The sequence below is a fragment of the Deinococcus multiflagellatus genome, assembly GCF_020166415.1.
GTDB lineage: Bacteria > Deinococcota > Deinococci > Deinococcales > Deinococcaceae > Deinococcus > Deinococcus multiflagellatus.
On the sequence record NZ_JAIQXV010000001.1, the window covers coordinates 463,506 to 489,717 of the forward strand.

At 67.6% G+C, this 26,212-nt stretch carries 22 protein-coding genes; 12 read left to right on the forward strand and 10 right to left on the reverse strand.

Annotated elements, in window-relative coordinates; all coding sequences use genetic code 11:
* Positions 1–13: 13 nt before the first annotated feature.
* The 3 genes from K7W41_RS02165 to K7W41_RS02175 form a co-directional block, all read right to left on the reverse strand.
* Complete coding sequence (locus K7W41_RS02165; RefSeq protein WP_224604211.1) at positions 14–862, reverse strand: metallophosphoesterase family protein; 849 nt, start codon at positions 860–862, stop codon at positions 14–16.
* Positions 863–1,258: 396 nt separating this feature from the next.
* Positions 1,259–2,524, reverse strand: a complete 1,266-nt coding sequence (locus K7W41_RS02170; protein WP_224604213.1) for an ABC transporter permease — start codon at positions 2,522–2,524, stop codon at positions 1,259–1,261.
* A complete protein-coding gene (locus K7W41_RS02175; protein WP_224604214.1) occupies positions 2,514–3,248 on the reverse strand; it encodes an ABC transporter ATP-binding protein in 735 nt (244 codons plus the stop codon). The genes K7W41_RS02170 and K7W41_RS02175 overlap by 11 nt, the downstream gene beginning before the upstream one ends.
* A 610-nt stretch (positions 3,249–3,858) precedes the next feature.
* Between K7W41_RS02175 and K7W41_RS02180 the strand changes: the two genes are divergently transcribed.
* The 7 genes from K7W41_RS02180 (at position 3,859) to K7W41_RS02210 (ending at position 9,717) form a co-directional block, all read left to right on the forward strand.
* Positions 3,859–4,365, forward strand: a complete 507-nt coding sequence (locus tag K7W41_RS02180; protein WP_224604217.1) for a transcription initiation factor IIE subunit alpha family protein — start codon at positions 3,859–3,861, stop codon at positions 4,363–4,365.
* Between the two features lie 102 nt (positions 4,366–4,467).
* Complete coding sequence (locus K7W41_RS02185) at positions 4,468–4,797, forward strand: cyclic-di-AMP receptor (protein WP_174366391.1); 330 nt, start codon at positions 4,468–4,470, stop codon at positions 4,795–4,797.
* Between the two features lie 528 nt (positions 4,798–5,325).
* Entirely contained in the window at positions 5,326–5,775 is a 450-nt protein-coding gene (locus K7W41_RS02190) for an acyl-CoA thioesterase (protein ID WP_380054059.1), read from the forward strand.
* A 196-nt stretch (positions 5,776–5,971) separates the two neighbouring features.
* Positions 5,972–6,319 carry a class Ib ribonucleoside-diphosphate reductase assembly flavoprotein NrdI gene (locus tag K7W41_RS23775; RefSeq protein WP_380054056.1) on the forward strand — a complete coding sequence of 116 codons (348 nt, stop codon included), beginning with the start codon at positions 5,972–5,974 and terminating at the stop codon, positions 6,317–6,319.
* Positions 6,298–8,385, forward strand: coding sequence for a class 1b ribonucleoside-diphosphate reductase subunit alpha (gene nrdE, locus K7W41_RS02200; RefSeq protein ID WP_224604223.1), 2,088 nt, complete (start codon positions 6,298–6,300; stop codon positions 8,383–8,385). The genes K7W41_RS23775 and nrdE overlap by 22 nt, the downstream gene beginning before the upstream one ends.
* 74 nt (positions 8,386–8,459) lie before the next feature.
* The gene (locus K7W41_RS02205) at positions 8,460–9,452 is read left to right on the forward strand and encodes a ribonucleotide-diphosphate reductase subunit beta (RefSeq protein ID WP_224604226.1); all 993 of its coding nucleotides are present in this window, start codon (positions 8,460–8,462) and stop codon (positions 9,450–9,452) included.
* Complete coding sequence (locus tag K7W41_RS02210) at positions 9,442–9,717, forward strand: thioredoxin (RefSeq protein WP_224604229.1); 276 nt, start codon at positions 9,442–9,444, stop codon at positions 9,715–9,717. Before K7W41_RS02205 ends, K7W41_RS02210 begins: the two co-directional genes overlap by 11 nt.
* A 222-nt stretch (positions 9,718–9,939) precedes the next feature.
* On the opposite strand, the gene polA is transcribed toward K7W41_RS02210, so the two are convergent.
* The 3 genes from polA to K7W41_RS02225 all read right to left on the reverse strand — a co-directional run bounded on the left by polA (position 9,940) and on the right by K7W41_RS02225 (position 14,164).
* Positions 9,940–12,711 carry a DNA polymerase I gene (polA, locus tag K7W41_RS02215; RefSeq protein ID WP_224604232.1) on the reverse strand — a complete coding sequence of 924 codons (2,772 nt, stop codon included), beginning with the start codon at positions 12,709–12,711 and terminating at the stop codon, positions 9,940–9,942.
* A 115-nt stretch (positions 12,712–12,826) separates the two neighbouring features.
* On the reverse strand, positions 12,827–12,970 hold the full coding sequence (locus tag K7W41_RS02220) for a hypothetical protein (protein ID WP_224604236.1): 144 nt from the start codon (positions 12,968–12,970) through the stop codon (positions 12,827–12,829).
* A 663-nt stretch (positions 12,971–13,633) separates the two neighbouring features.
* Entirely contained in the window at positions 13,634–14,164 is a 531-nt protein-coding gene (locus K7W41_RS02225; RefSeq protein ID WP_224604237.1) for a DUF4142 domain-containing protein, read from the reverse strand.
* 326 nt (positions 14,165–14,490) lie between these two features.
* On the opposite strand from K7W41_RS02225, the gene K7W41_RS23450 reads away from it, so the two are divergent.
* From K7W41_RS23450 to K7W41_RS02240, 3 genes are all read left to right on the forward strand, one after another.
* Positions 14,491–15,963, forward strand: coding sequence for a GGDEF domain-containing protein (locus K7W41_RS23450; protein ID WP_263489435.1), 1,473 nt, complete (start codon positions 14,491–14,493; stop codon positions 15,961–15,963).
* Positions 15,964–16,114: 151 nt separating this feature from the next.
* Positions 16,115–16,618 (forward strand): YciE/YciF ferroxidase family protein, encoded by a 504-nt coding sequence (locus K7W41_RS02235; protein ID WP_224604240.1) that lies wholly within the window; start codon positions 16,115–16,117, stop codon positions 16,616–16,618.
* A 549-nt stretch (positions 16,619–17,167) separates the two neighbouring features.
* Positions 17,168–17,791 (forward strand): hypothetical protein, encoded by a 624-nt coding sequence (locus tag K7W41_RS02240; RefSeq protein WP_224604242.1) that lies wholly within the window; start codon positions 17,168–17,170, stop codon positions 17,789–17,791.
* 785 nt (positions 17,792–18,576) lie between these two features.
* Here the strand turns inward: K7W41_RS02240 and secA are convergent.
* Complete coding sequence (gene secA, locus K7W41_RS02245) at positions 18,577–21,186, reverse strand: preprotein translocase subunit SecA (RefSeq protein WP_224604244.1); 2,610 nt, start codon at positions 21,184–21,186, stop codon at positions 18,577–18,579.
* 162 nt (positions 21,187–21,348) lie between these two features.
* On the opposite strand from secA, the gene K7W41_RS02250 reads away from it, so the two are divergent.
* Positions 21,349–21,813, forward strand: a complete 465-nt coding sequence (locus K7W41_RS02250; protein WP_224604246.1) for a hypothetical protein — start codon at positions 21,349–21,351, stop codon at positions 21,811–21,813.
* A gap of 57 nt (positions 21,814–21,870) precedes the next feature.
* Here the strand turns inward: K7W41_RS02250 and K7W41_RS02255 are convergent, their stop codons facing one another.
* The gene (locus K7W41_RS02255) at positions 21,871–23,055 is read right to left on the reverse strand and encodes an amidohydrolase family protein (RefSeq protein WP_224604248.1); all 1,185 of its coding nucleotides are present in this window, start codon (positions 23,053–23,055) and stop codon (positions 21,871–21,873) included.
* A gap of 149 nt (positions 23,056–23,204) precedes the next feature.
* A complete protein-coding gene (locus tag K7W41_RS02260) occupies positions 23,205–24,152 on the reverse strand; it encodes an alpha/beta fold hydrolase (protein WP_224604251.1) in 948 nt (315 codons plus the stop codon).
* 110 nt (positions 24,153–24,262) lie between these two features.
* Between K7W41_RS02260 and K7W41_RS02265 the strand changes: the two genes are divergently transcribed.
* Complete coding sequence (locus tag K7W41_RS02265; protein ID WP_224604253.1) at positions 24,263–25,252, forward strand: polyprenyl synthetase family protein; 990 nt, start codon at positions 24,263–24,265, stop codon at positions 25,250–25,252.
* Between the two features lie 7 nt (positions 25,253–25,259).
* Here K7W41_RS02265 and K7W41_RS02270 read toward each other — a convergent pair whose 3' ends face one another.
* Positions 25,260–26,048, reverse strand: coding sequence for an N-formylglutamate amidohydrolase (locus K7W41_RS02270; RefSeq protein WP_224604256.1), 789 nt, complete (start codon positions 26,046–26,048; stop codon positions 25,260–25,262).
* Positions 26,049–26,212: the final 164 nt, after the last annotated feature.

Genomic DNA, 26,212 nt, shown 5'->3' on the forward strand with positions numbered 1-26,212 from the left:
TCGTCAGCCTCGATCAGCTGCACACGGCCTGGGTATTCAGGAAGGCTGCCCAGCTGTCTGCTGTCCGGGGGGTGCCAGTCTCCTCGGTCCAGCCCCAGTAGGGCGTGTAGAGGCTGCGGGCCGTGCGCAATTCCTCGCGAAAAATCTCGGCGCTGAGGCCAGTGCGCAGGAGGCCGCTGGTTTCAAAACGGCGCAGCACCCCGCCCTGGTCGTAGGGCACCGCGCGGAAGGTGGGCACCCAGCCGCCAGGGGTGGCGGTGAGCAGCAGGTACTGGGCGCGGGGGTCGTGGTTGGCTGGGGCACCCACGGCCCCGGTGTTCAGCACCAGGGTGCCGTCCAGGCGTGCGTGGGCCGGGCGGTGGATATGTGAGCCCACCAGTACGTCATAGGGAGCGCCGTCACCGTGGGCACGCAGGGCCTGCACCCGTGGCAGCGGGGTCTGCTCGCTCAGGCTTTCGCGGTAGTGCTCGGCGGTGCCGTGGGCCAGCAGAACCCGCCCCACCCCGGGTTCCCACAGTTCGGTGGACATGGGCCACGCGGCACTGGCGTGCAGCAGCCCGGCCCGGTCCAGCGCCTGCGCGCTCCACTCGGTGGCGCCCCAGAAGGGATCGGCAAACCAGTCGGGCGGTAGGGCGTCGCTGCGCGTGTGCCACAGCCGCAGCAGATCGTCGTGGTTGCCCAGGGTAAAGGTCACGTCCGGGCGGCCCAGCAGCAACTCCAGGGCCTCCACCGAATCCGGGCCCCGGTTCACGACGTCACCATTGACAATCAGCCGCTCGGCCCCCTGCGCCTTGGCATCGGCCAGCACGGCGCGCAGGGCGTCGGCGTTGCCGTGAATGTCTGCCAGGACCGCTGCCCTCATCGCGCGGGCATTCTAGAGAGTGGCTGCGGCATCAACCAGGGTGAGCGCAACATTGGGTGAACCGCGCCTGGGGCCGGCGGCGCTGCGGAGATGCGGCGCGGCCGGGCCATGGGCCAAGTGCCAGCCCACACGCGGAGCAGGGGACCGGGGCGCCTCTTGCCGAAGTGGCGGCCATGATGAACGCCACTGGGCACGGTGAAAGGGTGGCCTGGATTATGGTGTCCAAGCCACCCTTCCATCCCGCGCAGGGCTAAGGACCTCGCCCCTCCCATTTCAACGTTTCAGAAGAGCGCCGAAACGTTTCCATTCTCGGTGCGAGGCACTTTGTTCGCCTCTCGCTCTGCGACGCAGCTGTTCCAGCCCGCTCGCTTGATCTCAAGATCAACAGCGAGTGACTTAGTTGCGGAAAATCACTTCCTCACGGCCAAACGAGCGCAGGGCAAAGGCCGCCAGCAGGCCCGCGCCCAGCAGGTTCACCGCCATGGCGAGCAGCACGTGGGCCGCGTCGGGGGCGCCGCGCACCGCGTCGAGAATGGCGATCATGCCGCCCACCACCGGAATGGCGTAGGCCCCCAGCCCAATCTGCAGGAAGTCAGCAAACTGCAGCAAAATGGCCGGCAACACCACGAACAGCGTGATCGGCGCCACGTAAGTCTGCGCTTCCTTGAACGAGCGCGCGAAAATGCCCACCGAAATCAGCAGTGCGCTGACCAGCAGCGCCGCGCTGAGGGCCACCCCCAGCAGTGTCAGGGTGCTCCCCAGGCTCAGGCTCAGCTGCCCGCCCAGGCCCTGGGTCATGACGGCCTGTTGTTCGGGCTGCCCCTGCAGCCACAGCCGCATCGCCAGCCCGCTGAGGACAAAGCCAATGACACTGAACGCGGCGCTGGTCAGCGCGGTCAGGGTGGTGGCCAGCAGTTTGCCCGCCACCACTTCAGCGCGGCGCACAGGGGATACCAGCAGGCTTTCCAGGGTGCCGCGTTCCTTTTCGCCGGCCGTGGCGTCCAGGGCCGTGGCCATGGCCCCCGACAGAATGAACTGCAGCATCAGCATGGGAATCAGGAAGGCCAGCTGCCCGCTGCGCTGCTCCTGCGGGGTGCTGGCGTCCACGGGCTTGAGGGTGACGGCGCGCAGCACCTGCTCGCCCAGGCCCAGCCCCTGCAGGCGCTGCACCGCGAGCCCCCGGTTGTAGGCTTCCACCACCTCCGAGACCTTGCTGTACGCCCCTGTCTGGGCCCGCAGGTTGCCCAGCTTGGCGTGCAGTTCCAGCGTGCCTGTGCCGTCACCTGCCCGCAGCGGCAGGGCGCCCACCGGACGCAGCGCGGCGTCCACTTCACCGCTTTGCACCGCCGCCACCGGGTCCGCGACCGGCTGCAACCGGACCCCGGCGCGCACCACCGTGCCGTCGGGCAGGGTGTCGTCGCGTTCCAGCGCCGCGCGCAGGGCCGGCGGCAGCGTGCCGCTGACCCCCACTTTCTGGCGCTCCTGCTGCTGCCCGCCCACCAGCTGCCCCATCAGCAGCGGCAGGCCCAGGGTCAGCAGCGGAATCAGGATCAGGGGCATGAGGATGGTGGCGTTCAGGGTGCGGCGGTCGCGCACCGTGGCCAGCAGGTCGCGTGTGGCCACCTGCCACACCAGCGCCGGGCGCAGGCCCTTAGCCCGCATGGGCCACCTCCGGGCGCACCAGGGCAAAAAAGGCGCGCTCCAGCGTGCGCTCACCTGTGCGCGAGAGCAGCTCTGGAATGGTGCCGGTGGCCAGCAGCGCGCCTTCATGCAGCACCGCCACCCGGTCACAGACCTCCTCGACTTCGCTCATCACGTGGGTGGAATAGATCGTCAGGCGCCCGGGGGCGCGCGTGGCCTGCACAAAATCCAGCAGGGTGCGCCGCGCAAAGATGTCCAGGCCACTGGCCGCCTCATCCAGAATCAGCACCGGGGGGTCGTGGATCACGGCGCGGGCAATCACCACCTTCTGCTTCATGCCGGTGGAATACTCGCCGGCGCGGGTGCCCAGCGTGCGGCCCAGCTCCAGGTGCTGGTCCAGTTCAGCGATGCGGGCGTCGGCCTGGGTGCGGGTCATGCCGTAGAGCACCGCAAACGAGCGCAGGATCTCCTGCCCCGTCAGCCGGGCCGGCAGCCCCATGCCGCCGTTGACCACCCCCACCACCCGCCGCACCCCTTCAGGGTCACTGTGAATGTCGCGCCCGGCCAGCAGCGCCGTGCCCTGGTCGGGGCGCAGCAGCGTGGCCAGAATGCGCAGCAGGGTGGTTTTGCCCGCGCCGTTGGGCCCCAGCAGGCCAAAGACCTCGTTGCCTCCCGTCTGCAAAGTCACGCCGCGAAGGGCGGTGAACGTGCCGTAGGTCTTGGTGATGTCGCGCAGTTCCAGCATGTGTCTCCTTGCACGCAGTGTAAGCGTGGTTTCAATGCGCTTACGCCTGTGGGTTCGCTGCGGTTCCGCGACGTCGCTAGGGCGACCCACAGGCGCGGTCGGGCCTGCCCGCCTTTCAGGTCCCTCTGGGCACGCCGCCCAAGCCAAGAGCTGGTGCAGAGCGCTGGGAGGCTGGCAGAGGAACACGCAACTCCGCTGCAGAGGGGCGGGGCCGCATCACCGGAACATCCACGAGCTGGAGGCCTGAACCATAGAGGACGGAGTCATACCAGTGGCCTTGGGGCACCCCACCAGCACAAATACGGCTGCGGCCATGTTCAGATGTGGCGTTCCTGAGGCCACAGATCACCTTTAGACGCCGTCCAAAACTGTTCCGCTTCATAGGACAGGGCTAAAAAACAAGTCCCCCGCCGCTCATGCAACATGAGAAAAGATCTGTAACAATAGGAAAGTTGCGCACCAGCGCATCTTTTCCGCCAAAGCGACCCCTGGTTCTACCCACCATTTCGCACTCTGTTTGTCCCGAGTGACGTCGGATCCAACCCACCACTGTTCTGCGGCGGCCCTGCGGCCCGCGCCGCTGTGCACCGCAGTCCGCCTGGAGGCATTCATGTTTAATCCCCCCACCCTTGAAGATCTGCAAGAAACCCGGCGCGCCAACGAGAAGCTGGTGCTGAGGGCGCTGGAAAGCAAGCCCGAGTGGGTTGAAACCGAACTGGCCAAGACCACGGGCCTCGCGTTGTCGCACCTGCGCGCCGCGCTGGCCAGCCTGCTGGACCAGGGCCGCGTGCGCCGTCTGCCCGGCACCGGCACCCGCGCTGTCTATGGTCTGGCCGACCCCGGTCTGGCCGACGTGCCGGCCACCCCGCTGACCGAAAACGCCAAGAAGGTCCGGGATTACCTTGAGGGCCGCGCCGACAGCGCCCTGTACATGAGCGAGCAGTTGCGCCTGACCCGTGAAGAAGTGATGGCGGCCCTGAGCCTGCTCAACGCCCACGGCATGATCACCTGCACCTTCGTGGGCAGCCTGGTGATTTTCCGGCTGAAAGAAACCCAGGCCCTGGGGCAGGAGAACGCCGCCCCCGAAAAGGCCGGGCGCAAGAAGAACGTCGCCTGATTCCCCTGCTGTGCCGCTGCCCCCGCCCCTGTGCGGGGGCTTTGCCATTGGGGAGCAGGCAGCTGACGGCGCCCAAATAGTCGGTCTGGTATTGTGCGGGGCATGAAGCTTGTGCTGGCCGTGATTCAGGATGCCGACGCCACCGCCCTGGTGCGCGTTCTGTCGCAAAACGCCTTTGAAGTCACAAAGCTGGCCAGCACCGGCGGTTTTTTGCGCGAGGGCAACACCACGCTGATGATCGGCGTGAGCGATGAGCGGCTGGACGAACTCAAGCGCCACGTCCAGCGCACTTGCCGCACCCGCACCCGCCTCGTGGCCCCCAGCGTGCCCATGGGCGAGCAGAACGAGGGCCTGGTGAATGACCCGGTGGAGGTGCCGGTGGGCGGCGCCGTGATGTTTGTGATGGGCGTGCAGGAGTTTGTGAAGGTGTAAGAGCTGGGGGCTAGGGGCCGTGGGCTCTGGGCCATGAGCCATGAGGCAGGACCAGCCGAAGACGGCCGAAGAACAGAGCCGCAGGGAAGACAGAAGGCAGCTCTCGCCCAGAGGCTGCGTTTCTTTTGCCGTCCAGATCTTGTACCTGCCGGGCCTATTTGACCGGCCCGGGTACAACCTGTAGACTCGGCACGTTTGTTGCCGCGTGGCAACACTCCGCAGGAACAGAGGGAAGTCCGGTCACGGTCCCCACCCCGGGGGCTTTCAGTCCGGCACGGTCGCGCCACGGTTTTCAGTCCGAACGCTCGCCTCGCGGAGTTCTCGCCCTTTTTCTGCTCCCGCGTCAGGAGCGCAAGGTGGTTGGTTTCGTGGCTATTTAACCCTGGAGCGTGTGTGCCCGCCGGGCCACCCCATCACTGACCCGTTCAACCTGCCGGCCCCCCGTTGGCCCAGGTTCACCTTCGCCGCCCCTGGCCCCAGGGGGCGCTGTTCTGCTGACCCTGCCCCCAGCGGTCAGCCGAGGTCGTTTTGCCTGACGCTGCCCTGCCCACTTCGGCCCCGCCCGCTTTAACACCCCATCTGCGGCCCTTTACCGGCGAAACCCGCGTTACGCACGCTGTGTTCCCCGGCCACACCAACCACCACGGCACCCTGTTTGGCGGTGAGGCGCTGTCCCTGATGGATTCGGCCGCCTTTATCGCCGCCACCCGGTATTGCCGCCGCAAGGTGGTCACCCGCCACCTGGACGCCATGGAGTTCCGCCACCCCATTCCGCAGGGCTCGCTGGTGGAACTCGTGGCCCGTGTGGTTCGCACCGGGCGCACCAGCATGACCGTGCTGGTCGAACTGTTCCGTGAGGCGCTGTACACCGACGAACGCGAACTGGCCTGCACCGGCACCTTTACCTTGGTGGCGCTGGATGACCAGGGACAGCCAGTGGCCGTGCCCGCCCTGGAGCCCCGTGCAGCTGGTCGTTGATTCCCTGACCGGCAACGTGCGGCGCTTTGCGCAGGCGGTGGCCCGTGAAGCCGGCGGCCTGCCCGTGCATGACGTGATCCAGCTTCCGAAACATTCCGTCACACCTGACGGAATGTTTTCGACCGGAGGGAGAGGGAAAAAATGCGGATTTCCGGGAATTGGAGGCACATCCAGCTCTTTTCTGGATGTGCCGGAAATGGACGGAATCCGTATGAGCCACGGCGCGCCTGCCGGGCCCTACCTGCTGCTGACCTACACCTTCGGGCAGGGGCAGGTGCCTGCCAGCACCCAGGCGTTTCTGGCCCAGCACGCCGCTGGCCTGCGCGGCGTGGTTGCCAGCGGCAGCTACCACTGGGGCGCCCATTTTGCGCGGGCCGGCACCCTGATCGCTGCCCAGTACGGCGTGCCGCTGGTGGCCCGCCTGAACAAAGGGGGCACCGCCGCCGACCGCGCGCAGGTGACCGCGTGGCTGCGCGCGCAGGCCCAGCTCACCGACCTTCATTCCCCCAAAAGGACCCCGCTATGGACCCCTGGACCGAACTGAATAACCGCGTGCTCTCGGGCACGGCCGTGGACACGAGCTTTGATCAGGCCGCGCTGGAGAGCTACCTTTCGCAGAAGGTCCGGCCCAACATGGTGGCCTTTCCCAGCCTGCAGGCCAGAATTGACGCGCTGGTGGCGCGCGGCGTATGGGACGCCGGGGTGTTTGCGCGCTATGCGCCGCAGGAGGTGCAGGCGGTCTTTGCGCGGGCCGAGGCGCTGGGCTTTCAGTTCCGCTCGTTTATGGGCGCCCACAAGTTCTATTCGGAGTACGCCACCATGACCCCCGACCGCACGGCGTGGCTGGAGCGCTACGAGGACCGCCTCAGCGTGACGGCCCTGGCCCGCAGTGATTCCGGCGCGGGGGCCCTGGAACTGGTGGAGCACCTGGTCACGCAGACCTTTACCCCGGCCACGCCCACCCTGATGAACTCCGGCAAGGCGAACACGGGGCGGCTGGTGAGCTGCTTTCTGCTGCAGGACTGCACGGACAACCTGGATTCCATCACCAAGACGCTGGCCTTTGTGGCCGAGCTGTCCAAGGGCGGCGGCGGCATTGGGGTGGAACTCAGCAACCTGCGCGCCCGGGGCGAATCGCTGCGGGGCCTGCAGAACGTCACCAAGGGTGTGATGGGCGTGGCCAAGATGCTGGACCACATGCTGCGCTACGCCGATCAGGCCGGGCAGCGCCCCGGCGCCGGGGCCATCTACCTGAACGTGCTGCACGCCGACTTTCTGGACACCCTGAACGCCAAGAAAATTGCCACTGACGAGGACGCCCGACTAAAAACCCTCTCGGTGGGCGCCACCATTCCCGACATCTTCATGATCAAGGCGCGCGCGGGCGAGGACATCTACCAGTTTTACCCGCACTCGCTTTTCCAGGAAACCGGGCGCGAGTTCACCGACATCGACTGGACGCGCGAGTACGAGGCGCTGGCCGCCAACCCCCGCATTCGCAAAAAGCGCGTCTCGGCGCGGCGGGTGCTCGAAGAGATCGCGGTGACGCAGGGCGAGAGCGGCTACCCCTACCTGCTGTTCGAGGGTCACGCCAACCGCGCCAACCCCATTCCCAACGTGGGCACCATCAAGATGAGCAACCTCTGCTCCGAGATTCTGCAGCCCACGCGGCCCAGCACCTTTTACCCCTACGGCCAGGAACACCGCGATCAGGTGGGGCTGGACGTGAGCTGCAACCTCGCCTCGCTGGTGATCGAGCAGAGCCTCGCCAGCGGTGATCTGGGGCGGGTGGTGCGGGCGGCCGTGCGCCTGCTGGACAACGTGGCGCGCTCCACGGCCATTCATGAGGTGCCAGCGGTGAAGCGCGCCAACGACGAGATGCGCTCGGTGGGCCTGGGGGCCATGGGCCTGCATTCGTTTCTGGCGAAAAACGAACTGGTGTACGGCAGCCCGGAAGCGCTGGAATTTGTGGACGTGTACTTCGCCGCCGTACACTACCACGCCCGCCGCACCAGCATGGAGATTGCCCGCGACACCGGCTTTGTGTTCAGCGGCTTTGAAGGCAGCCGCTACCAGAGCGGCGAGCACTTTGCCCAGTACCTGCAGCAGGACTTTGCGCCGCGCACGCCCGAGGTGCAGGCCCTGTTTGCCGGCCACACGCTGCCCACCCGCCAGGACTGGGCGGGGCTGGTGGCCGACATCCAGCAGCACGGCCTGGCGCACTCCTTTGTGATGGCAATTGCGCCCACTGGCTCAATCAGCTATGTCTCGCACGCCTCGGCCAGCATCATGCCGGTGACGGAACGGGTGGAAACGCGCACCAGCAACAAGGCGCGCACGGTCTACCCCATGCCGCACCTGAACGAGCGGACCGAATGGTTTTACGAGGAAGCCTACGACATGGACCAGCGCCGGGTGATTGACACGGTGGCCACCGCGCAGAAACACGTCGACCAGGGCATTTCCTGCACGCTGTTCGTGCCCAGCACCGCCAGCACCCGCACCCTGCAGCGCTATTACCTGTACGCCTACGCGCGCGGCCTGAAAACGCTGTATTACACGCGGCTGAAGAAGGTCAGCGTGGAGAACTGCGCCGGGTGTGCGGTGTAGGGGGGGCCACAGGCCATGAGCCATGAGCCAGCGTACCCGCCCCCTCTTCCCCACTCCCCTTGCCTGAGGTTTCTATGACCCCCCCGTTTACCGCCACGAACTGGAGCGAGCCGGAAGACAGCTTCTCGGTCGCCTTTTACGAGAAATACACCTCGCAGCTGTGGTTTCCTGACGAGATTCCACTGTCCAACGACGCGCTGTCCTGGCAGGGCCTGAGCGAGGACGAACGCTGGACCTACATGCACGCTTCGGCGGGGCTGAACGCGCTGGACACCCTGCAGGGCGAGGTGGGGATGCCCACGCTGCGCGCGCTGGTGGACGGCCACATTCGCAAGGCCACGCTGCAGTTCCAGGGCATGATGGAAGACGTTCACGCGCGCTCCTACAGCCTGATGAACAAGACCTTCCTGACCACCACCCAGGAACGGGCACTGTTCGAGTGGGTCACGCAGCAGCCGCAGTTGCAGGACAAGATTGCCTTTTTGCAGGACGTGTTCGAGGACCCCGACCGCTCTGACTTTGGGCTGTGGCGCAAGATGGTCGTCTCCTGCCTGCTGGAAACGGCCCTGTTCTACAGCGGCTTTTACTACCCTCTGCTGCTGGCCGGGCAGGGGCGGATGGTGTCGGCGGGCGAGATTTTCAACCTGATCATTCTGGACGAAGCGGTGCACGGCGTGTACGTGGCCCTGCTGGCCCAGGAGCGCTTCGCCGCCCTGAGCGACACACAGCAGGCCGACGCGGCGGCGTGGTACGAGGCGGTGGTGTGGCGGCTGTACGAGAACGAACTGGCCTACACCGACATGCTTTACCGCCGCCTGGGCCTTGTTGACGACGCCGCGCGCTTCCTGCGGTTTAACTTCAACGTGCTGGCCGACAACCTGGGGCTGCCGCGCCTGTTCGAGGAAGAGGACGTGAACCCGGTGGTCCTGAACGGCATCCGCTCGCGGGGCACCACCCACGACTTTTTCAGCGCCAAGGGCAGCAGCTACGCCAAACTGCGCGCCGAGCCGCTGACCGACGCCGACTTTGAAGAACTGTGGCCCGAGGAGGCCCCGTATGGCCGCTGAGCGCCCCTTCGTGCTGTTCACGCAGGCGCAGTGCCCGGCCTGCGAGGTGCTGGCCCGGATGCTGGCCCTGCCCCTGCGCGGCGCGTTTGGCGACCAGATTGAGGTGCTGCACCGCCAGGAGCGCCCGGTCGACTTTGAGGCGCTGGCCGGGCGGCACGGCCTGGCCCGCACGCCCGCCCTGCTGCACCGCCCCAGCGGCGAACTGCTGCTGGAGACGGGCAGCCTGGGTACGGTGAAGGCGTTTTTGCAGCGTCCCAGGCCTTGACAGCTGTTCCTCTTGCAACCTGCTACCAAGGGCGGCCTTCCCCAGTTCGCTTACTCCGCTGTCTTTGACGGACATGCCTTTCATTCGCCCTAAAGAGATGAAAAGCGGCCACCCAGGTTGCCCCCAGGCTCCGCTGTGAGGGTCGGCCAGAAAACCCTGGACAGGCCGTCAACCGGGGCGGGAGGCGCGACAACCTCCCGCCCCACCACCTCTCTCCCTCTTTTACTTCGTGTCGTACCAGTTGGGGCCGACCCCCACTTCGACCGCCAGGGGCACGCTCAGTTGCGCGGCGCCTTCCATCACGCGCTTCACCAGCGCGGCGACCTCCTCGGCGCGGTCCTCGGGGGTTTCCAGGAGCAGTTCGTCGTGCACCTGCAGCAGGAGCCGGGCGCCGGTGCCCTGCAGTTCACGGTCCAGCTCAATCATGGCGAGCTTAATGATGTCGGCGGCCGTGCCCTGAATGGGCATGTTGTAGGCCAGCCGCTCGCCGGCTTCGCGCAGGGTGCGGTTGCTGGCCACCAGTTCCGGCACGTAGCGCCGCCGGCCGTACAGCGTTTCCACGTAGCCGTGCTGGCGCCCAAATTCCAGGGTGCGGTCAATGTAGCCGCGAATGCCGGGGTAGGTGGCGAAGTAGGTGTCAATGAACCCGGCGGCCTCGCTGTACGAAATGCCCAGGTCGTTGCTCAGGCGGTGGGCGCTCATGCCGTACAGCACGCCAAAGTTCACGGTCTTGGCAGCGCGGCGCTGGTTGGGGGTCACGGTGGCCTCGTCCAGCCCCAGCACCTGCGCGGCGGTGCGGCGGTGAATGTCGGCGCCCTCCTGGAAGGCCTGCTGCATCAGCGGGTCGTCGGCAATGTGGGCCAGCAGCCGCAGCTCAATCTGCGAGTAGTCGGCGCTGATCAGGCAGAAGCCAGGGTCAGCGATAAAGCCCTTGCGCACCTCGCGGCCCAGTTCGCTGCGGATGGGGATGTTCTGCAGGTTGGGGTTGAGGCTGCTCAGGCGCCCGGTGGCCACCGCGCCCTGGGCAAAGGTGGTGTGCAGGCGCCCGGTGCGCGGGTTGACCAGATTGGGCAGCGGGTCCAGATAGGTGCCGCGCAGCTTTTCCAGCTCGCGGTATTCCAGCAGCGCCGGGATGATGGGGTGCTCGTCCCGCAGCGGTTCCAGCGCCGCCACCGCCGTGGAGCGCTTGCCGGTCAGCTTGGTTTTCTTGCCGCTGGCAAGACCCAGTTCGTCGTACAGCACGGCCTCCAGCTGATCGCGGCTGCGAATCTGGAACTCGCGCCCCGCCAGCGAGTGAATCTGGGCCTCCAGCGCCGAGAGCCGCGCCGCTGTGGCGCCGGAAAGCCCGCGCAGGTACTCGCTGTCCAGCCGCACGCCGCGCACCTCCATGCGCGCCAGCACCGCCGAGAGAGGCCGCTCCATGTCCTCGTACAGCGTGCGCCGGGCCTCGTCCAGTTGGGGGGGCAGCAGCTCCAGTAACTGCGCACTCAGCGCCGCGCGCCCAGCGGCGTCGTCCGGCCAGGGCACGTTCAGGTACCGGCTGCACACGGCGCTCATGGTGGTGTTTGCCGGGTCCAGCAGGTAGGCCATCAGCTGCGGGTCGTCGCCGGGTTCAATGGTCAGCCCCCGCACGCTGAGGTGGGTCGCCAGCGCCTTGGCACTGGCGGCCGTCACCTGCCGCTGCCCCACGAATTCAGCCTCGTCCACCACCGCCGGAAACTGCGCGCGCAGCTTGGCGGCGGCCTTTTCGGCGTCCTTGCGCGCCTTTTCGGCTGCCTTCTGCTGCGCTTTGGTGAGGGGCGCGGCGGCTTCATCCGCATTGAACAGGCCCCCTTCCTCCTTCCCCTGCGGCGCGGCGGCCTGGGCCCACTCGTCGGGCTCCTGGGTGGGGGCCACGCGCACGGTGGCCTGCTCACCCTCACGTTCATAGGTCGCGGCGTCCACCAGCGCGGCCGTCAGGTCGTCCTCGCGCGACAGCACGTAGCCCCACACCACGCCCTCCTTGGGGGTGCGCCAAGGGGCCTGGGTCACAGCCTGGGCCGCGCCTGCCAGGGGGGACGGCGCCCGATCATCAGCGGGCGAGGCGCGGTGGGCCTGGTCCAGCACGCCGTCGGGCATCGCTGCCTCGCGGCCGTCCAGGGCCAGAATGTCGCGCTTGACCGAGTGCAGTTCCAGTTCGTCCAGCAACTCATTCAGCCTCTCCGGGTTGCCCGGCAGACGGCCCGTGCCCAGTTCCACGTCCAGCGGCAGGTCGGTCACCATGCACGAGAGCTGGTGGCTGAACTGCACGGCTTCTTCGGCGTCCAGCAGCTTCTGGCGGGTGCCGTCGGGCTTCAGGGTGCCGGCCTTGGCGGCGGCGTAAATGCCCTCCAAGGTGCCGTATTCCTGCAGCAGCTTGGCGGCCGTCTTGGGGCCAATGCCCTTGGCGCCGGGGATGTTGTCGCTGGCGTCGCCGGTCAGGGCGCGGTAGTCCACCCACTGGGCCACGGTCACGCCGTACTTTTCCAGCACCTCGGCCGGGCCAATCAGCTTGAAGTCGTTGGTGATCACCCGGACGTGGTCGTCCAGCAGCTGGTAGGCGTCGCGGTCGCTGGTCACAATGCGCACCTGCATGCCGGTGCCCTCGGCCTTGCGGGTCAGCGAGGCGATCACGTCGTCGGCCTCGTAGCCGGGTTCTTCCAGGCGCGGCAGGCCCAACGCGTCCACGATGGCGCGAATCCGGTTGATCTGCGCGGGCAGGTCGCTGGGCGTCTCGGCGCGGCCCGACTTGTAGCCCTCGAACTGCTCGTGGCGAAAGGTCTTGACCGGCGGGTCGAACACCACGATCACCTGATTGCTGCGCTGCCGCATCAGGCGCAGCGTCAGGCGCAGAAAACCCACGATGGCGTTCGTGGCCTCGCCCCGGCTGTTGGAAAGCGGCGGCAGGGCGAAGTACGAGCGGAACGCCAGGGCGTGCCCGTCAATCAGCACCAGGGTATCGGGAGCGGCTGTCATGCCCACCATTCTACTGTGGACGTAACGTTCGCCGCCGCGCGCCAGGACCCAAAAAAACGCCGCCCTGGGTGAGGGACCAGGGCAGCGGGCGTGGGGGGCAAGAGCAGGGGCAGGGTCAGTCGCCTGCCTGCAGACCGCGAAGGGGCGCAGGGGCGTCCTCCTGTTCCCGCAGCAGTGCGCGGTCCTCATGCGTGAGGGCCATAAAGGCCACCAGCATGATCAGGAGGGTCAGGGCCGCCATGATCAGGAGAACGTCCATGGGTCCAGTGTGCGCCGCGCCCGGGCGCGGTCCATGACGCCAGCCTCAAGAGGGCGTCACCGCTTCTTGACCAGCCCTCAAGCCAACCCTGAATGAACGTCCATCTTGGGTAGAGGCGGGTGGGCCAGGAAAGGGAACGGCAGAGCGACGCAGCTGATTCAGCAAGCGAATCGGCCGTTCAGACTGCTGGCTCCAATAGACTGGCCTGTCAGGGCCACAGGGCGCGTCTCGCGGCGGGCCGTACCACACGGCGCCAGCCTCCTGCACACCCTCCACGGTTCCCACCCCCAGCGACGCGGGTGGTTGCACCTTGCGGCCAAACAGGGGCAAGACCATCGTTCGGTCTGCCTTCCCCTCTCCCCTCGCCTGGAGCGCGGCGCGGCCAGGACGCCCGTGCCCCAGACGAAACAGAAGCGACTTCAGCGGTCTTGTCACCAGAAAAAACCCCGCGCTTCGGCGGGGTGGCCCTGACCGACTTCACCCGGTCGGCGTTGACTTGTGGGTGACTCCAGCATAGGCAGGAAGTGTGAGCCCTGCACCTGCCTTGCCTACAGGAGACCTGAATGCCGCTCCACATGAAACCATCTTCAAAGGCGGATGGCACCCAGCGAGAACCCCCTGCCGGTCATGGAACGGGCAGGGGGTACAGGGGCGGGCGCCGTATTACATGCCCGGCAGGGCCTTGGCCTCTTCGAGGTGCATCGCCACGGCGGGCTGCATCTTGGCGGCGTAGGCCAGCACCTGGGCATCGGTGCCAATGGTGCGGTAGGTCTTGATCAGGTCCAGGGTCATCTCGTGGCCCTGCACCTGCACCTTCTTGTACATGGCGTCAAAGGCGGCCCCCGAGAGGGTGGTGAGCTTGTTGTACTGCAGGCGCTGGTCGGCGCCGGGCTTGTCGGTCAGCTTCACGCCCTTCATGGCGGCCAGCTGCAGCAGTTCGCGGTGGGCCTGGGTGTGGGCCTCAATCATGTGCTGGGCAAAGGCGCGCACCTGGGCGTTGCTGCTTTTTTGCAGGGCCAGCTGCGAGGTCATGATTTCCGTCAGGTTGCTCATGGCGGCCACTTCCATGAACAGCACGTTGGTGTTGTTGCTCACCTGGGCGGTGCTCACGGGGCCCATGGGGGCCATGCCGGCGCCGCCCGCCAGGGCGAGGGTCGAGGTGAGGGCCAGGGTCGTCATCAGAATTCGCTGCATGGCCGTATGCTGGGGGGCGCAGGGCGCCGGCAGATGCACCCTGCCTTGGGGATTCCCCTATGAGTTCCTAAGCTGCTCTTAGTGCGGTGCTGGGCCGCTGGGCCCAGGCGCTCCATTCGTCAGCACACCGACAAACCATCCGCCGCGCGGCGTGTCATGAAAAGCAAAGGGGCCTGTGACCGCCCCCGCCCGCGCGCCCCTGGTTCCTTCAGAGCGGTGTGACACCCCTGAGCAGCCACTTCTGGAGGGCAGGCCCGCCGACGGCTGCTGCCCACCGCACCAGGGCCAAGCGCTGCCCGCCCGCCCCCTCTCCGAGGTTCCCTGCGATGACCTTTGCGCGTTCCGGATGGTTCCGCATTCTGCTGCTGCTGCTCTGTGGGCTGCTGCTGCCGCTGCTGTGGCCCGGCCTGAGGGCCAACCTGTGGAGCACGGCGGGCTTCAGTGCCGCCCCCCACGACCACTGGGCCCCCGCGCTGGTGGCGCTGCATGTGGGCAGTGACCTGCTGGTGGGCCTGGCGTACACCGTGATTGCTGGGCTGCTGGCGGTGACCGTCTTTCGCAACCGCGAACACCTGCCCTTTGACTGGGTGGTGCTGGCCTTTGGGCTGTTTATCGTGGCCTGCGGCCTGACGCATGTGATGCACGTGGTGGTGCGCGTTTATCCGGTCTACTGGCTGGACGCCTACGTGCGGGCCCTGACCGCCATTGTCAGCGTGGCCACGGCCGCTGCCCTGCCGCCCCTTATCCCCCGGGTGGAGCAGGCCCTGCGCGCCAGCGCCGCGCTGCAGCGCAAGGAGCAGGAACTGCAGCGGGCGCTGCGCGTCAACACCACGCTGCTGGGCATCGTGCAGCTGGCGCAGGAGGGGCGCGTGCCCCTGCAGGTGGCCGAGGCCGTGCTGCTGACCTTTCGGGACGCCCTGGAGGTGGACTGGCTGGGCCTTGCCGAGCAGGACGGCGACGTGGCCCGGGTGCGGGCGGTGTGGCACTCGCCCCGGGTGGCCGGCGAACTGGGCCACCCGGCGCCGCTGGCACGCGGCGAGGGCCTGATCTGGCAGGCCCTGGACCACCAGCGCCCGGTCTATGCCGACCACTCTCCCGCCCATGAACGCGCCCACCCGCTGTATCTGGCGGCGGGGGTATCGGCCGCCGCCTTTTTGCCGCTTGGCCGCGCCAACCACGCCCCCCTGGTGCTGATCGCGGCCAAGGTGGGCGAGAACCGGGGCTGGGCGCCGTGGGAACAGCAGCTGTTTGAAGCCGCCCGCTTGGCGGTCAACGTGGCCCTGGAACGGCAGGGCCACCTTCAGGAACTGGAAGCCGCCGCCCTGCAAGACGTCCTGACCGGGCTGGGGAATCGCCGCGCCTTTGAACTGGACCTGAAAGCCCAGGTGGCCCGCGCTGAGCCCTTTGGCCTGATGATCCTGGATCTGGACGGCCTGAAGCTGGTGAATGACGCCCTGGGCCATGAAGCGGGCGACCGCCTGCTGCAGCTGTTTGGCCGCCACCTGTGCGCCGGGATGCCGCCGGAGGACCGCTGCTACCGGCTGGGCGGCGACGAATTTGCCGTGCTGCTGCAGGCTCTCCCCGGTGCCGAGGCTGGCCTGTATGAACAGGTGCGCGCCCTGACAGCGGGGCTGCGCACCCAGGGCTTCGCCCAAACCGATGTGAGTGCGGGGGTGGCCTTTTTTCCAGCCGAGGCCAGCCGCGCCGCAGCGCTGCTCCGCTTGGCCGATCAGCGCATGTATGCCATGAAGGCCCAGCACCGGCAGGCGGCGGGCGCGGCGCCCCCAGAAACAACGTAAGAGTGGGGCGCCGGGCTCAGGGCGCTCACACCCCGGCTTGAGCGTCTCTGCATCTGGGCGCTGGTGAGCGGCCACGCTGGCCATACTGGCCCCCAAGACCCCGGCGCCCCACTTCGGCGCGCCCACCCACCTTTGTGCAAGGAGGACCACCATGCCGGCCCTGAATACCCTGAGGGACCTGTACGTGCAGCAGCTTCGAGATCTCTATTCCGCCGAAACCCAGCTGCTGGGGGCGCTCCCCCGCCTGGCGGCGGCCGCCAGTGACCCCACCCTGCGCACCAGTCTAGAGCGGCACCTTGACCAGACCCGGGTTCAGGCCCAGCGCCTTGAAAGCCTCTTTCTTGAGCTTGACGGGGCGCCGGGCGGGCACACCTGTCAGGCCATGCGTGGGCTCATTGCCGAGGGCGACGCGTGGCTGCGCCAGACCGCCCCTGCAGCGGTGCGCGACGCGGGCCTGATCGCCTGCGCGCAGCGGGTGGAACACTATGAGATTTCGGCGTACGGGACCGCCGCTGCCCTGGCCGCCACGCTGCGTCTGCACCACCACGCCGAACTGCTGCGGTTCAGTGAGCGCGAAGAGCAGGATGCCGACCTGACCCTGTCGGCGGTGGCCACGCCAGTCAACCGCGCGGCGGCCCAGACCACTGCTGTTTAGAGCCGTTGACATCAAGACGATGTTGGTCCTCGACCCTCTCCCCTCGTCGAAAAGGGCTCCGCACAGCGAGGGGCAAGGTGGCTCTGTGTCAACCGCCCTAAACCGCGCCGTGGAATGAAGTTTGAACCTGCCCAGCATGTTCCGCGGCCATAGGGTACACGGGGTGTTCGGCCTGCTGTGGCATTGCTCCTATCCCTCTTTTTCTGTCTTTCTGTGTGGCCTCTATTCACTAGATTCACGCGTAGTGAAAAGGTTTTTCCCGACAGGTGCCAGTTCCAGAGCCACACATGGGACGCAGCGATCCTGCCGGTCGGCCCGCTCCTCTCTCTTAAGGTGAACCTGGTCTGCAGTGCAAACGCCCTGGACAGGGTGGGCAGCTGTGCCGTCGTTGACAGGGCCCACACCAAGTGGACAGGTGGGGCAACGTCGCCCACTGCACAGGCACCACGCTGGATAGAGCGGGCCGTGCCCAGTGGTCCTAGCCCCTCGGCGGCAGGCCCCGACTGAACTGTCCCGGCAACTGTCCCGCGCCACCGGGATCATGGCGGTATGAACCGACTTGTGACCCTGGCCTGCGCCCTGCTGCTTTCCACAGCTTTCGCCGCCACGCTGGAAGGCACCTACGACGTGACCCAGCAGTTTTCTGGCGGCCAGAAAGCGCGCACTCAGCTGAAAATCACCCGCAGCGGCGAGGCCCTGCGCTTCGAGTGGAACGGGGGGGCACGGGTGGGCTTGGGCCTGCAGATTGGGGACCATGTGGCGGTGGCCTTTGGGGGGCCCAACTGCGGCGTGGCCGCCTACGAGCGCAGCGGGCGCACCTTTTCCGGGATCTGGACCGTCACCGGCAAGGCCAAGGGCACCGAAAAATTCGACTGGGACGGCCGAAAAGCCATGCGGACGCCTGTCAGCGGCGCCAACCCGGACGGCAGCACCTACCGCGGCGAATTGCTGCTGGGGGTTCAGGACGAGTACAGCGCAGTGGAGTGGCAAATTGGCGATGACACCACGCCCGGCGTGGGCCTGCTGAGCGACGACTTCTATGCCGTAGCCTTTGGAAGCGACCAGTGCTCGGTGGGGGTCTACAACGTCCTGGGCGGTGTGCTGGCTGGCCGCTTCTTCCAGGGCGAGGAACAGGATGATGTGCCCCTGGCTGAAGTGGCGACGCCCCGGTAAGGACCTGGGCATTCAAGCAACCCTCCTTTGGCCCAGTGGTACAACGGCGGAGAAGTCCCCGCTGCCCGGCGCACTGGCGCGCCTGCTGCTCAAATTGCTGGGGGGCGTGCTCGTCGGGGCAATGCTGCTCGCGCTCGCCTGGCCCGGAGGACGCGCAGAGGCGCTCGTTGTCGCGCAGGCAGCATGCTGTGGTCTGATCGCCACTGCCGCTTGGTGGAGTTGGCCCCGGCCTTGAAGTGTGGGGGCACGTCACAGGTGAGCCCGCACAGGGTTGGTTGAGGCCTTCTGCTGCAGGGGCAAGTCTGATCCGGACTGCCATCCCTTTCCGGGAACCCGTCTTTTTTCCTTTTCCCTCTGCTGCGCAGCCCGGTCAGTCCGGGCGAAAAAGTTCCGTCAGGTGTGACGGAATTTTTCGGAATCCGTATCAGCCCTCCACAGAGGACAATCTGACCAACACGCTGTTTTTCCCCTCCCCCCTCGTGGGGGAGGTCGGGAGGGGGGAAGCGGATCAAGCGGCCCAGACGACGTTTCTTCCATGGGCCACTCGCCACGCTTGAACACTGTCTGCATTCTTGCTCAGACGGTCGCTGTTCTTTTTCTCCTCGCTGAGGCCGCATGAAACCGTGGTTGGCACTGTTGAACCGAAATCTGTAGAAATCCGGCCGCATGCCCCCACGGGCGCGGCTCAGCGCCGACGCCCAGCTTAGGGTGGCCGAACTGACGGTGCAGTTCCGAATGAACGAAGGCGCCCACTTCTCTGTGGACGCCTTTGCTGGGGGCGAAAGTTACGCCGCCTGGCCGAACTGCATGCGGAAGATGAACTTCGTGACCTCGGCCTTGAGGGTGTCGATCATCTCGTTGAACATGTTCGTGGCTTCAAACTTGTATTCGGTGAAGGGATCGCGCTGGCCGTAGCCGCGCAGGCCAATGCCCTGGCGCAGCACGTCCATGGCGTGCAGGTGTTCTTTCCAGTGCTGGTCCACCACCTGCAGCAGCACGTAGCGCGACAGGCTGTTGAGCATGGTGGGGCTCAGTTCTTCCTTGCGGGCATCGAAGGCGTCGGCCACGGCCTGCAGCAGCGTGTCTTGGGCCTGGGCGGGGCTCATGGCGCGCAGGGCCTCGAAATCAAAGCCTTCGAGCTGCGGCACGGCGTCCAGCACGGCGGCGCGCAGGCCCTCAATGTCCCAGGCGTCGGCGTTCTGGTCAATGGGCAGGTGCGTGGCCAGTTGCAGGTCCACGAAGTCCGCAATCATGCCCTCGGTACTCTCTTCGACGTCCTCATCGCGGCCCAGCAGCACCTCGCGGCGCTGGGCGTAGATGGTGTCGCGCTGCTTGCTCATCACGTTGTCGAATTCCAGCAGCTGCTTGCGGATACTGAAGTTGCGGTCTTCCACGCGCGCCTGCGCCTTTTCGATGGCGCCTGTGACCATCTTGGCCTCAATGGGCTGGCTGTCGTCCATGCCCAGGCGGTCCATCATGCCCACCACGCGGTCATTGGCAAACAGGCGCATCAGGTCGTCCTCGAACGACACGTAGAAGCGGCTGCTGCCCGGGTCGCCCTGCCGGCCCGCGCGGCCTCGCAGCTGGTTGTCAATGCGGCGCGACTCGTGGCGCTCGGTGCCAATGATATGCAGCCCGCCCAGGTCGCGCACCTTCTGGCGGTCGGCCAGGGTGTCGGCCTGCAGCTGCTGGGCCTGCCGGACAAAGTCTTCGGTCATGCCGGGGATCTGCAGCCCCAGGGCCACGGCGCCTTCGTCCTGGCGGCTGATGGCCTTGATGAAGTTCTCAACTTCCGGTGCGTAGCGGCTCAGACCCAGCTGACCTTCAATCGCCTCACCAATCAGGTATTCGGCGTTGCCGCCCAGCATGATGTCGGTGCCGCGTCCGGCCATGTTGGTGGCGATGGTCACGGTCCCCGAGCGGCCCGCCTGCGCCACGATGCTGGCCTCCTGGGCCTCGAACTTGGCGTTCAGCACGCTGTGCCCGATGCCCGCCTGGGTCAGCAGGTCGCTCAGCTGCTCGCTGGTGACGATGCTGGCCGTGCCGATCAACACCGGGCGCCCGGTGGCGTGCATGGTCTTCACCTCTTCCACCACCGCCGCGTACTTGCCCATCTTGGAGCGGTACACCAGATCGTCGGCGTCCTTGCGCAGAATCGGCTTGTTGGTGGGAATCACCAGCACGTCGCTGCCGTAGATGTCGAGGAATTCCTTTTCCTCGGTCTTGGCGGTGCCGGTCATGCCCGCGAACTTGTTGTACAGGCGGAAGAAGTTCTGGTAGGTGATCGTGGCGAGGGTCTGGTTCTCGTTTTCGATCTTCACGCCTTCCTTGGCTTCAATGGCCTGGTGCAGCCCTTCGCCGTAGCGGCGCCCCGGCATCGAGCGGCCCGTGAACTCATCAATGATCACCACTTCGCCTTCCGCGTTCACGATGTAATCCTTCTCGCGGTGGTACAGCTCGCGGGCGCGGATGGCCTGGCTGATCATGTGGGCCTTGTCCATGTTTTCCGGGCTGTACAGGTCCGAGAGGCTCAGCAGGCGCTCAATCTTGGAGATGCCGCCTTCGGTGAGGTGCACCTGCTTGCCTTTTTCGTCAATGGTGTAGTCGCCGGTGGGCTCGGCGCGCACCCCGGGTTCGGCGGGCTCGCCTTTTTGCAGGCGGCGAATCAGCTTGGCGTACACGTAATACAGGTCGGTGGCCTTTTCAGCGGCCCCCGAGATGATCAGCGGCGTGCGGGCCTCGTCAATGAGGATCGAGTCCACCTCGTCCACGATGGCAAAGTTCAGGGGGTGCTCGGCGCGCAGCGACAGCGCCTCGCGGCTCTGGGCCATGTTGTCGCGCAAGTAGTCAAAGCCCAGTTCGCTGTTGGTGACATAGGTGATGTCGCAGGCGTAGGCGGCCTGTTTCTGGTGCGGCTGCAGGTCGCGGCTGGCCAGCCCCACGGTGAGGCCCAGGGTGCGGTACAGCAGGCCCATTTCTTCCATGCCCACCCGCGCCAGGTAATCGTTCACGGTGACCAGATGGCAGCCCCGACCTTCCAGAGCGTTCAGGGCCAGCGCCAGGGTCGCCACCAGCGTCTTGCCTTCACCGGTGCGCATTTCCGCAATGCGGCCCTTGTGCAGCGCGTAGCCGCCGATCAGCTGCACGTCGTAGTGGCGCTTGCCAATCGAGCGGCGCCCGGCCTCGCGGATCAGGGCAAAGGCGGGCACCACCACGTCGTCCAGGGACTCGCCGCCCTCCTGCACGCGGCGGCGCAGGTTCATGAAAGCAGCGGCCAGATCTTCAATTTTCTGGGTTTCTTCTTCCAGCGCGTTCACCGGCTGCACAATCGTCTTGACGATCTGCGCCACATCGCGCTGGTTGTTATCGAACATTTTGTTCAGGACACGGAACATGACAAGCGAGTATAACGCGCCCCGTGCCCGCAGGCGGCTGCGATTTCAGTGAGACAGGCGTAAGCATCTTGAGTCCTGTGGGCTCAGGGAGAATGAACGGTGGCTCTGGGCGCGGTGAAGGTGGGCCCGGTCACGCTCATGCGCCGCCCGTATGCTGCGCGCATGACCAAGCCCGCACTGCTGCTCTCGTTCGCCCTGCTGCCGCTTCTGGCGTCCTGCGCGCCCCTGGCCTCACTGCTGGCGGCCCGCGACGCCGACGGCCCGGCGCCCCGCACCTCTGGGCCCCTCACCGTGGGGCAGACCTGGACCGTCAGCGGGCAACTGGAAGGCAGCCCGGTCACGGCCACCGTGGCGGTGCCGGATCTGGTCAGCGTGAGCGGCGGCACCGCCACCGTGGGCGGGCTGGATCAGGCCGACGCCTTTTCACGCGGGCGCCCAGGCTTCGCCGTGGCCACCTACGACGGGGACCGCCGCGTGCTGAACTTCGAGTGGATTGGCAACAGCGGCGAGCGCTACACCTGCCGTCTGGACACCCTGCTGAGCCTGCCCTACACCGGCCGCCTGACCCGCCTTCAGGGCACCAACGTCGCCACCGGGTCCTGCCAGGCCACCGTTAGCCAGCCCTGATAGGGGCGGGTCGCTTGGCCCCGCTCCTGCACTTCCTCGCCGCTGAAGCCCCGGGCCTCAGCGGCGGGTGTCGTGTGCCGCTGACCAGATATACGCCTCCTGCCAGCCCTCGCCCCGGCGGATCAGGGGCGCGCGGGTGCCCAGCACGCGGTGGCCGCCCTTGACGGCCGCGCGCACGATCAGGCGGGGGTCCAGTTCCGGGTAAAGGCGCCGGGCAAAAGCCACCTCGTCGCGCACGTCCAGCGTTTCGGCGCTGGCCACGGAATCGGTGCCCAGCGCCACCTCCACCCCCGCCGCCGCAAAGGCCGTCCAGGGAAAGACGCCGCAGTCCAGGTGCTGGTTGGAACGCGGGCAGGTCACCACCGCGCAGCCCGCGCGCGCCACCCGGGCGATGTCGTCTGCGGTCACGTTCACCATATGCACCAGGGTGGGCCGGGCGGCCAGCACGCCCAGTTCGTCCAGGTAGCGCACCGGGGTCAGGTCCGGCTCGGGCGCGCGGCCAATCACCTCGGCAAAGGTGGCGGTGTACAGCGCGGGCATCCGGTTGTCCCACAGCGGGCCCCCGCCCGTGGCGAACAGCTCCACCTCGCTGGGGTGCTCGGCCACATGAATCTGCAGGGGCAGGCCCTCGCCGGCCGCGTACTCGGTCACCAGACGCATCAGGCGGTGGCTGACGGTAAAGGGGGTGTGCGGGGTGAGGCCCACGCGCAGTTCACCCGCCCGGGGGTGGCGCCGCCAGCCGTCCACCAGGGCGCGCACGGCGGCAAAGCGCTCCTCGGCCTGCGCCGGAATGGGCCCCAGCACCTCGAAATACAGCACGCCGCGCAGGTCTTCACGGTCCAGCAGGGCATCCATCACGGCCGGAATGTTCACGATGTCGCCCACACCGCCCACCCCTTGCGCGGCCAGGGTCTCGGCCCCGGCCACGGCCCCTTCCACGCCCCGGCGCTCGCGCTGGGCGATGACCACCTCGGGCAACCAGCGGAAATACGGCAGGGCCTGAAACGCATAGGCACTCATGTCCAGGTGGGTGTGGGCGTTCACGGGGGGCGGGGCGATCACGCCGCCCACGCGCTCCTCTTGTGCGTGGGGATAGGTGGCGCGCAGGATGTCCGGGTGCCCGGTGGCGGCCACCGTGCCGCCCACCACCACCACGGCGCCCGGTGCCTGCGCGCCCCCCATGCCGGTGTACAGCACGTCGCACACGAGCAGGCGGGGGGTGAAGGCGGCAGGCGCAGTCATGCGCGCCATGCTAAGGGCCTCGCCCTTCTGTGACAACGGTGCAGGGGAGCGCCAAAACGTTGTTCGGTGCGAGGCATTCTTTTTGCTCCCCTCTCTGCTGCGCCGCTGTCCTCGTCAGCTCGGTTGATGTTCAAACCAACCGCGCACGTTTACCGGGTCTCTGCTTCGCTCCAGAAACGGTCCAGGGCCGCTTTCACCTCGCCCGGGCGGTCAAACTGGGGCAGGCCGTCGGTGCCCTCAATGCGCACGGCCTGCACCCCCGGGCGCCCCAGCAGTTCGGGCAGACGTTCAAAAGAGGTAAACGCGTCCTGGTCGTACAGCACCAGCACCGGCACACTCAGGCGGGCGTACAGGTCACCGTAGGCGTCGGGCGTGAACAGCACGCCGCTGAGAAACGCCAGCGGACCGTACACCGCCCCCGGCTGGCGCGAGGTCTCCAGGGCGTAGGCCAGCAGGCCGTCGTCCACAGGCCCCCGGAACGAGCGGCTCAGGAAGTATTCGATGCTGGGGCGGGTGCGCAGCGCGCTGTACAGCGGCCCCGACACCGCGCGCAGGGCCCGGCCCGTGTTCGGGTTGGGTTCGCCCCGCGCCCGGCCCAGGCCAGTGGGGCTGATCAGGGCGAGGCGGCGGATGCGGGGGTCAGCCAGGGCGGCGCGGGCGGCGAACTCACTGCCCAGGCTCAGGGCCACCACGTCCACTTCGGTGCCCAGGGTGTCCAGCAGTGCCCGGAGGGCCGAGACCATCAGGGCCGGGGTGTAGGGCACGTCGGGGCGGCCACTGCGGCCAAACCCGGGCCACTCCAGGGCGTACAGCGGGCGGCTGCCGGCGTAGGCGTCCCACAGCGGCTTCATTTCGTAGGCACTGGCGGCGGCATTCACGCTGTGCAGCAGCACCAGCGGGCGCCCGGTCCCCCGGGGGTCGGCCGTGTAGGCCACCGCCCCGAAGCCGGGCAGGCTCAGCGTGCGCTGTTCGCCGCTCAGGGCGGGGCGCAGCGCGGCCGTGGGCGCCGCCTGCGCCGCCGCCAGCCCCAAAGCGCCCAGCAGCGCCAGCACCAGCAGGGCCCGAACACCACGCAGCAGCGGCAGTGACCTTGACATGCCCTGCATCTTGGCCGGTCCAGGCGGCGCGGTACTGTCGGCGCGGCTGCACTTGGGGCCCACACGGCGAGGCCGGGCCGCCCCGGCCCCATGCTCTATGCTGCCCGGCGATGCGCCCCGAACTGCTGTCCCGCGTGCTGTCGCTGCTGCCCCAGTCTGCCCAGAGGCCTGAACTGCGCGACTACCACGACATGCTGCGCGACTATCCGCAGCGGGGCGGCAAGGGCCTGCGCTCGGAGCTGCTGCTGCTCAGCGCCCGCGCCCACGGCCTGCAGGTCGGCGGGCCCGGCTGGGAAGGGGCGCTGTGGCTGGCCGCCGCCCTGGAACTGTTTCAGAACTGGGTGCTGATCCACGACGACATTGAAGACGACAGCGAGGACCGCCGGGGCCGCCCTGCGCTGCACCGCCTGCATGGCGTGCCGCTGGCCATCAATGCGGGCGACGGCCTGCACGCCTACATGTGGGCGGCCGTGCACCGCGCCGGGGTGCCGGGGGGCATGGACGCCTTCTTGCAGATGATTCACCGCACCGCCGAGGGCCAGCACCTCGACCTGTGCTGGGTGGAGCGCCGCGAGTGGGCGCTGCGCGAGGCCGATTACCTGGAAATGGTGCGCCTGAAAACCGCCTACTACACGGTGGTGGTGCCGCTCCAGCTGGGCGCGCTGGCCGCTGGGCAGGTGCCCCACCCCGGCTTTGAGGCGGCGGGCCTGGCCCTGGGCACCGCCTTTCAGATCCGCGACGACGTGCTGAACCTGCTGGGCGATCCCCTCAAGTACGGCAAGGAAATCGGCGGCGACCTGCTGGAAGGCAAGCGCACCCTGATCGTGCTGCACTGGCTGCAGAGTGCCCCCGCAGAGCAGCGCGAGGTCTTTCTGGCCCAGATGGCCCGCCCGCGCCCCGACAAGGACCCGGCCACCGTGGCCCAGCTGCAGGCGTGGCTGCTGGAGAGCGGCAGTGTGGCCCACGCCCAGGCCTTCGCCGCCCAGGAAGCCGCCGCCGGCCTGAAGCTGCTGCAAGAGGCTCTGGCCGCCGCCCCCGGGGCCAGCGCCGCCGCCGAGCTGCTGCACACGGTGCGCGACCTCGCCACCCGCGAGGCGTGAAGCCGGGTTAGGCCAGCAGCCCCAGCGCCGCCCCGGCAAAGGCGATAAAGCCCCGGTTCAGGGTGCGCAACTGCTCATCCTGGGGCTGCCCGCCGTGCAGGTACAGCGCCGTATTGAACTCAATGCCGAATGCCGGAATCCCGGCGCGCGCCCCGTGCACGCGGCTGAGGGTATCGGTGCTCCAGGGTTCGCCCACAGTCACCCGGGGGTCGGGGCTGTGGGCCAGCGCTGGGGCAAACGCCTGCTCGGCGGCCTGCTGCAGCGCGGGCCACAAGGCCAGCGGAAAGGTGGGGGCCTCGGCGGTGCCCGGCATCAGGCAGATGGCGGGGCGCGGCTTTCCAGTGTCGTGGCCCAGGGCCGGGCCGTGCGGCGCCATCGCGTGCCCCACGATCATCAGGCGGCTGCGCGGCGCTTCGGCCGAGAGCAGCGCGTCGAACGGGTCCCACAGGCGGCGCAGGCGGTCCTCGCGGGCCTCCTCGCCCAGCACAAAGCCGGGGGGATACAGCGTGTCCCGGTCAAAGCTCGTGAGTTTCAGCACCCCGTTGTCGGCCCGGTCCGCACGCTCGCGGTTGAGGTCGGCGGCAAAGCGGCTCCAGGGGGCCTGTATGTGGCGGGCGCCGGGGAGGTGGTACAGCAGGTCGGTGTAGGGATCGCCGTCCAGAAACACGCGCCGCAGCAGGGCCTCGCGCGCAGCTGTGTCGAACATCGCCTCGCCCAGCATGCCCCACAGCACGTCCGCCGGCAGCTGCCCGGAAGAGTGGGGCGTGACGATCAACAGGTCGCGGAGCGGGGCCATGCGCCAGAGCATAGTGCAGCCTTTCCCAGCCGGGGCGGAGAGCGCCCAAGGGTGCTGCCACCCGTCAGAACCCTCTATCTGGTGAGCCATACCGCATGCAGCGTATGTATCGCTGACTACCAGTCAAAACTCGTGAGGCGTCTTGGAACTGCACTGAAGATCCG

What these genes read in the sequence shown, in the direction of transcription:
- K7W41_RS02165 (WP_224604211.1), bottom strand. Translation starts at nt 862, where the DNA reads ATGAGGGCAGCGGTCCTGGCAGACATTCACGGCAACGCCGACGCCCTG.
- K7W41_RS02170 (WP_224604213.1), bottom strand. Translation starts at nt 2,524, where the DNA reads ATGCGGGCTAAGGGCCTGCGCCCGGCGCTGGTGTGGCAGGTGGCCACA.
- K7W41_RS02175 (WP_224604214.1), bottom strand. Translation starts at nt 3,248, where the DNA reads ATGCTGGAACTGCGCGACATCACCAAGACCTACGGCACGTTCACCGCC.
- K7W41_RS02180 (WP_224604217.1), top strand. Translation starts at nt 3,859, where the DNA reads ATGTTTAATCCCCCCACCCTTGAAGATCTGCAAGAAACCCGGCGCGCC.
- K7W41_RS02185 (WP_174366391.1), top strand. Translation starts at nt 4,468, where the DNA reads ATGAAGCTTGTGCTGGCCGTGATTCAGGATGCCGACGCCACCGCCCTG.
- K7W41_RS23775 (WP_380054056.1), top strand. Translation starts at nt 5,972, where the DNA reads ATGGACGGAATCCGTATGAGCCACGGCGCGCCTGCCGGGCCCTACCTG.
- nrdE (WP_224604223.1), top strand. Translation starts at nt 6,298, where the DNA reads ATGGACCCCTGGACCGAACTGAATAACCGCGTGCTCTCGGGCACGGCC.
- K7W41_RS02205 (WP_224604226.1), top strand. Translation starts at nt 8,460, where the DNA reads ATGACCCCCCCGTTTACCGCCACGAACTGGAGCGAGCCGGAAGACAGC.
- K7W41_RS02210 (WP_224604229.1), top strand. Translation starts at nt 9,442, where the DNA reads ATGGCCGCTGAGCGCCCCTTCGTGCTGTTCACGCAGGCGCAGTGCCCG.
- polA (WP_224604232.1), bottom strand. Translation starts at nt 12,711, where the DNA reads ATGACAGCCGCTCCCGATACCCTGGTGCTGATTGACGGGCACGCCCTG.
- K7W41_RS02220 (WP_224604236.1), bottom strand. Translation starts at nt 12,970, where the DNA reads ATGGACGTTCTCCTGATCATGGCGGCCCTGACCCTCCTGATCATGCTG.
- K7W41_RS02225 (WP_224604237.1), bottom strand. Translation starts at nt 14,164, where the DNA reads ATGCAGCGAATTCTGATGACGACCCTGGCCCTCACCTCGACCCTCGCC.
- K7W41_RS23450 (WP_263489435.1), top strand. Translation starts at nt 14,491, where the DNA reads ATGACCTTTGCGCGTTCCGGATGGTTCCGCATTCTGCTGCTGCTGCTC.
- K7W41_RS02235 (WP_224604240.1), top strand. Translation starts at nt 16,115, where the DNA reads ATGCCGGCCCTGAATACCCTGAGGGACCTGTACGTGCAGCAGCTTCGA.
- K7W41_RS02240 (WP_224604242.1), top strand. Translation starts at nt 17,168, where the DNA reads ATGAACCGACTTGTGACCCTGGCCTGCGCCCTGCTGCTTTCCACAGCT.
- secA (WP_224604244.1), bottom strand. Translation starts at nt 21,186, where the DNA reads ATGTTCCGTGTCCTGAACAAAATGTTCGATAACAACCAGCGCGATGTG.
- K7W41_RS02250 (WP_224604246.1), top strand. Translation starts at nt 21,349, where the DNA reads ATGACCAAGCCCGCACTGCTGCTCTCGTTCGCCCTGCTGCCGCTTCTG.
- K7W41_RS02255 (WP_224604248.1), bottom strand. Translation starts at nt 23,055, where the DNA reads ATGACTGCGCCTGCCGCCTTCACCCCCCGCCTGCTCGTGTGCGACGTG.
- K7W41_RS02260 (WP_224604251.1), bottom strand. Translation starts at nt 24,152, where the DNA reads ATGTCAAGGTCACTGCCGCTGCTGCGTGGTGTTCGGGCCCTGCTGGTG.
- K7W41_RS02265 (WP_224604253.1), top strand. Translation starts at nt 24,263, where the DNA reads ATGCGCCCCGAACTGCTGTCCCGCGTGCTGTCGCTGCTGCCCCAGTCT.
- K7W41_RS02270 (WP_224604256.1), bottom strand. Translation starts at nt 26,048, where the DNA reads ATGGCCCCGCTCCGCGACCTGTTGATCGTCACGCCCCACTCTTCCGGG.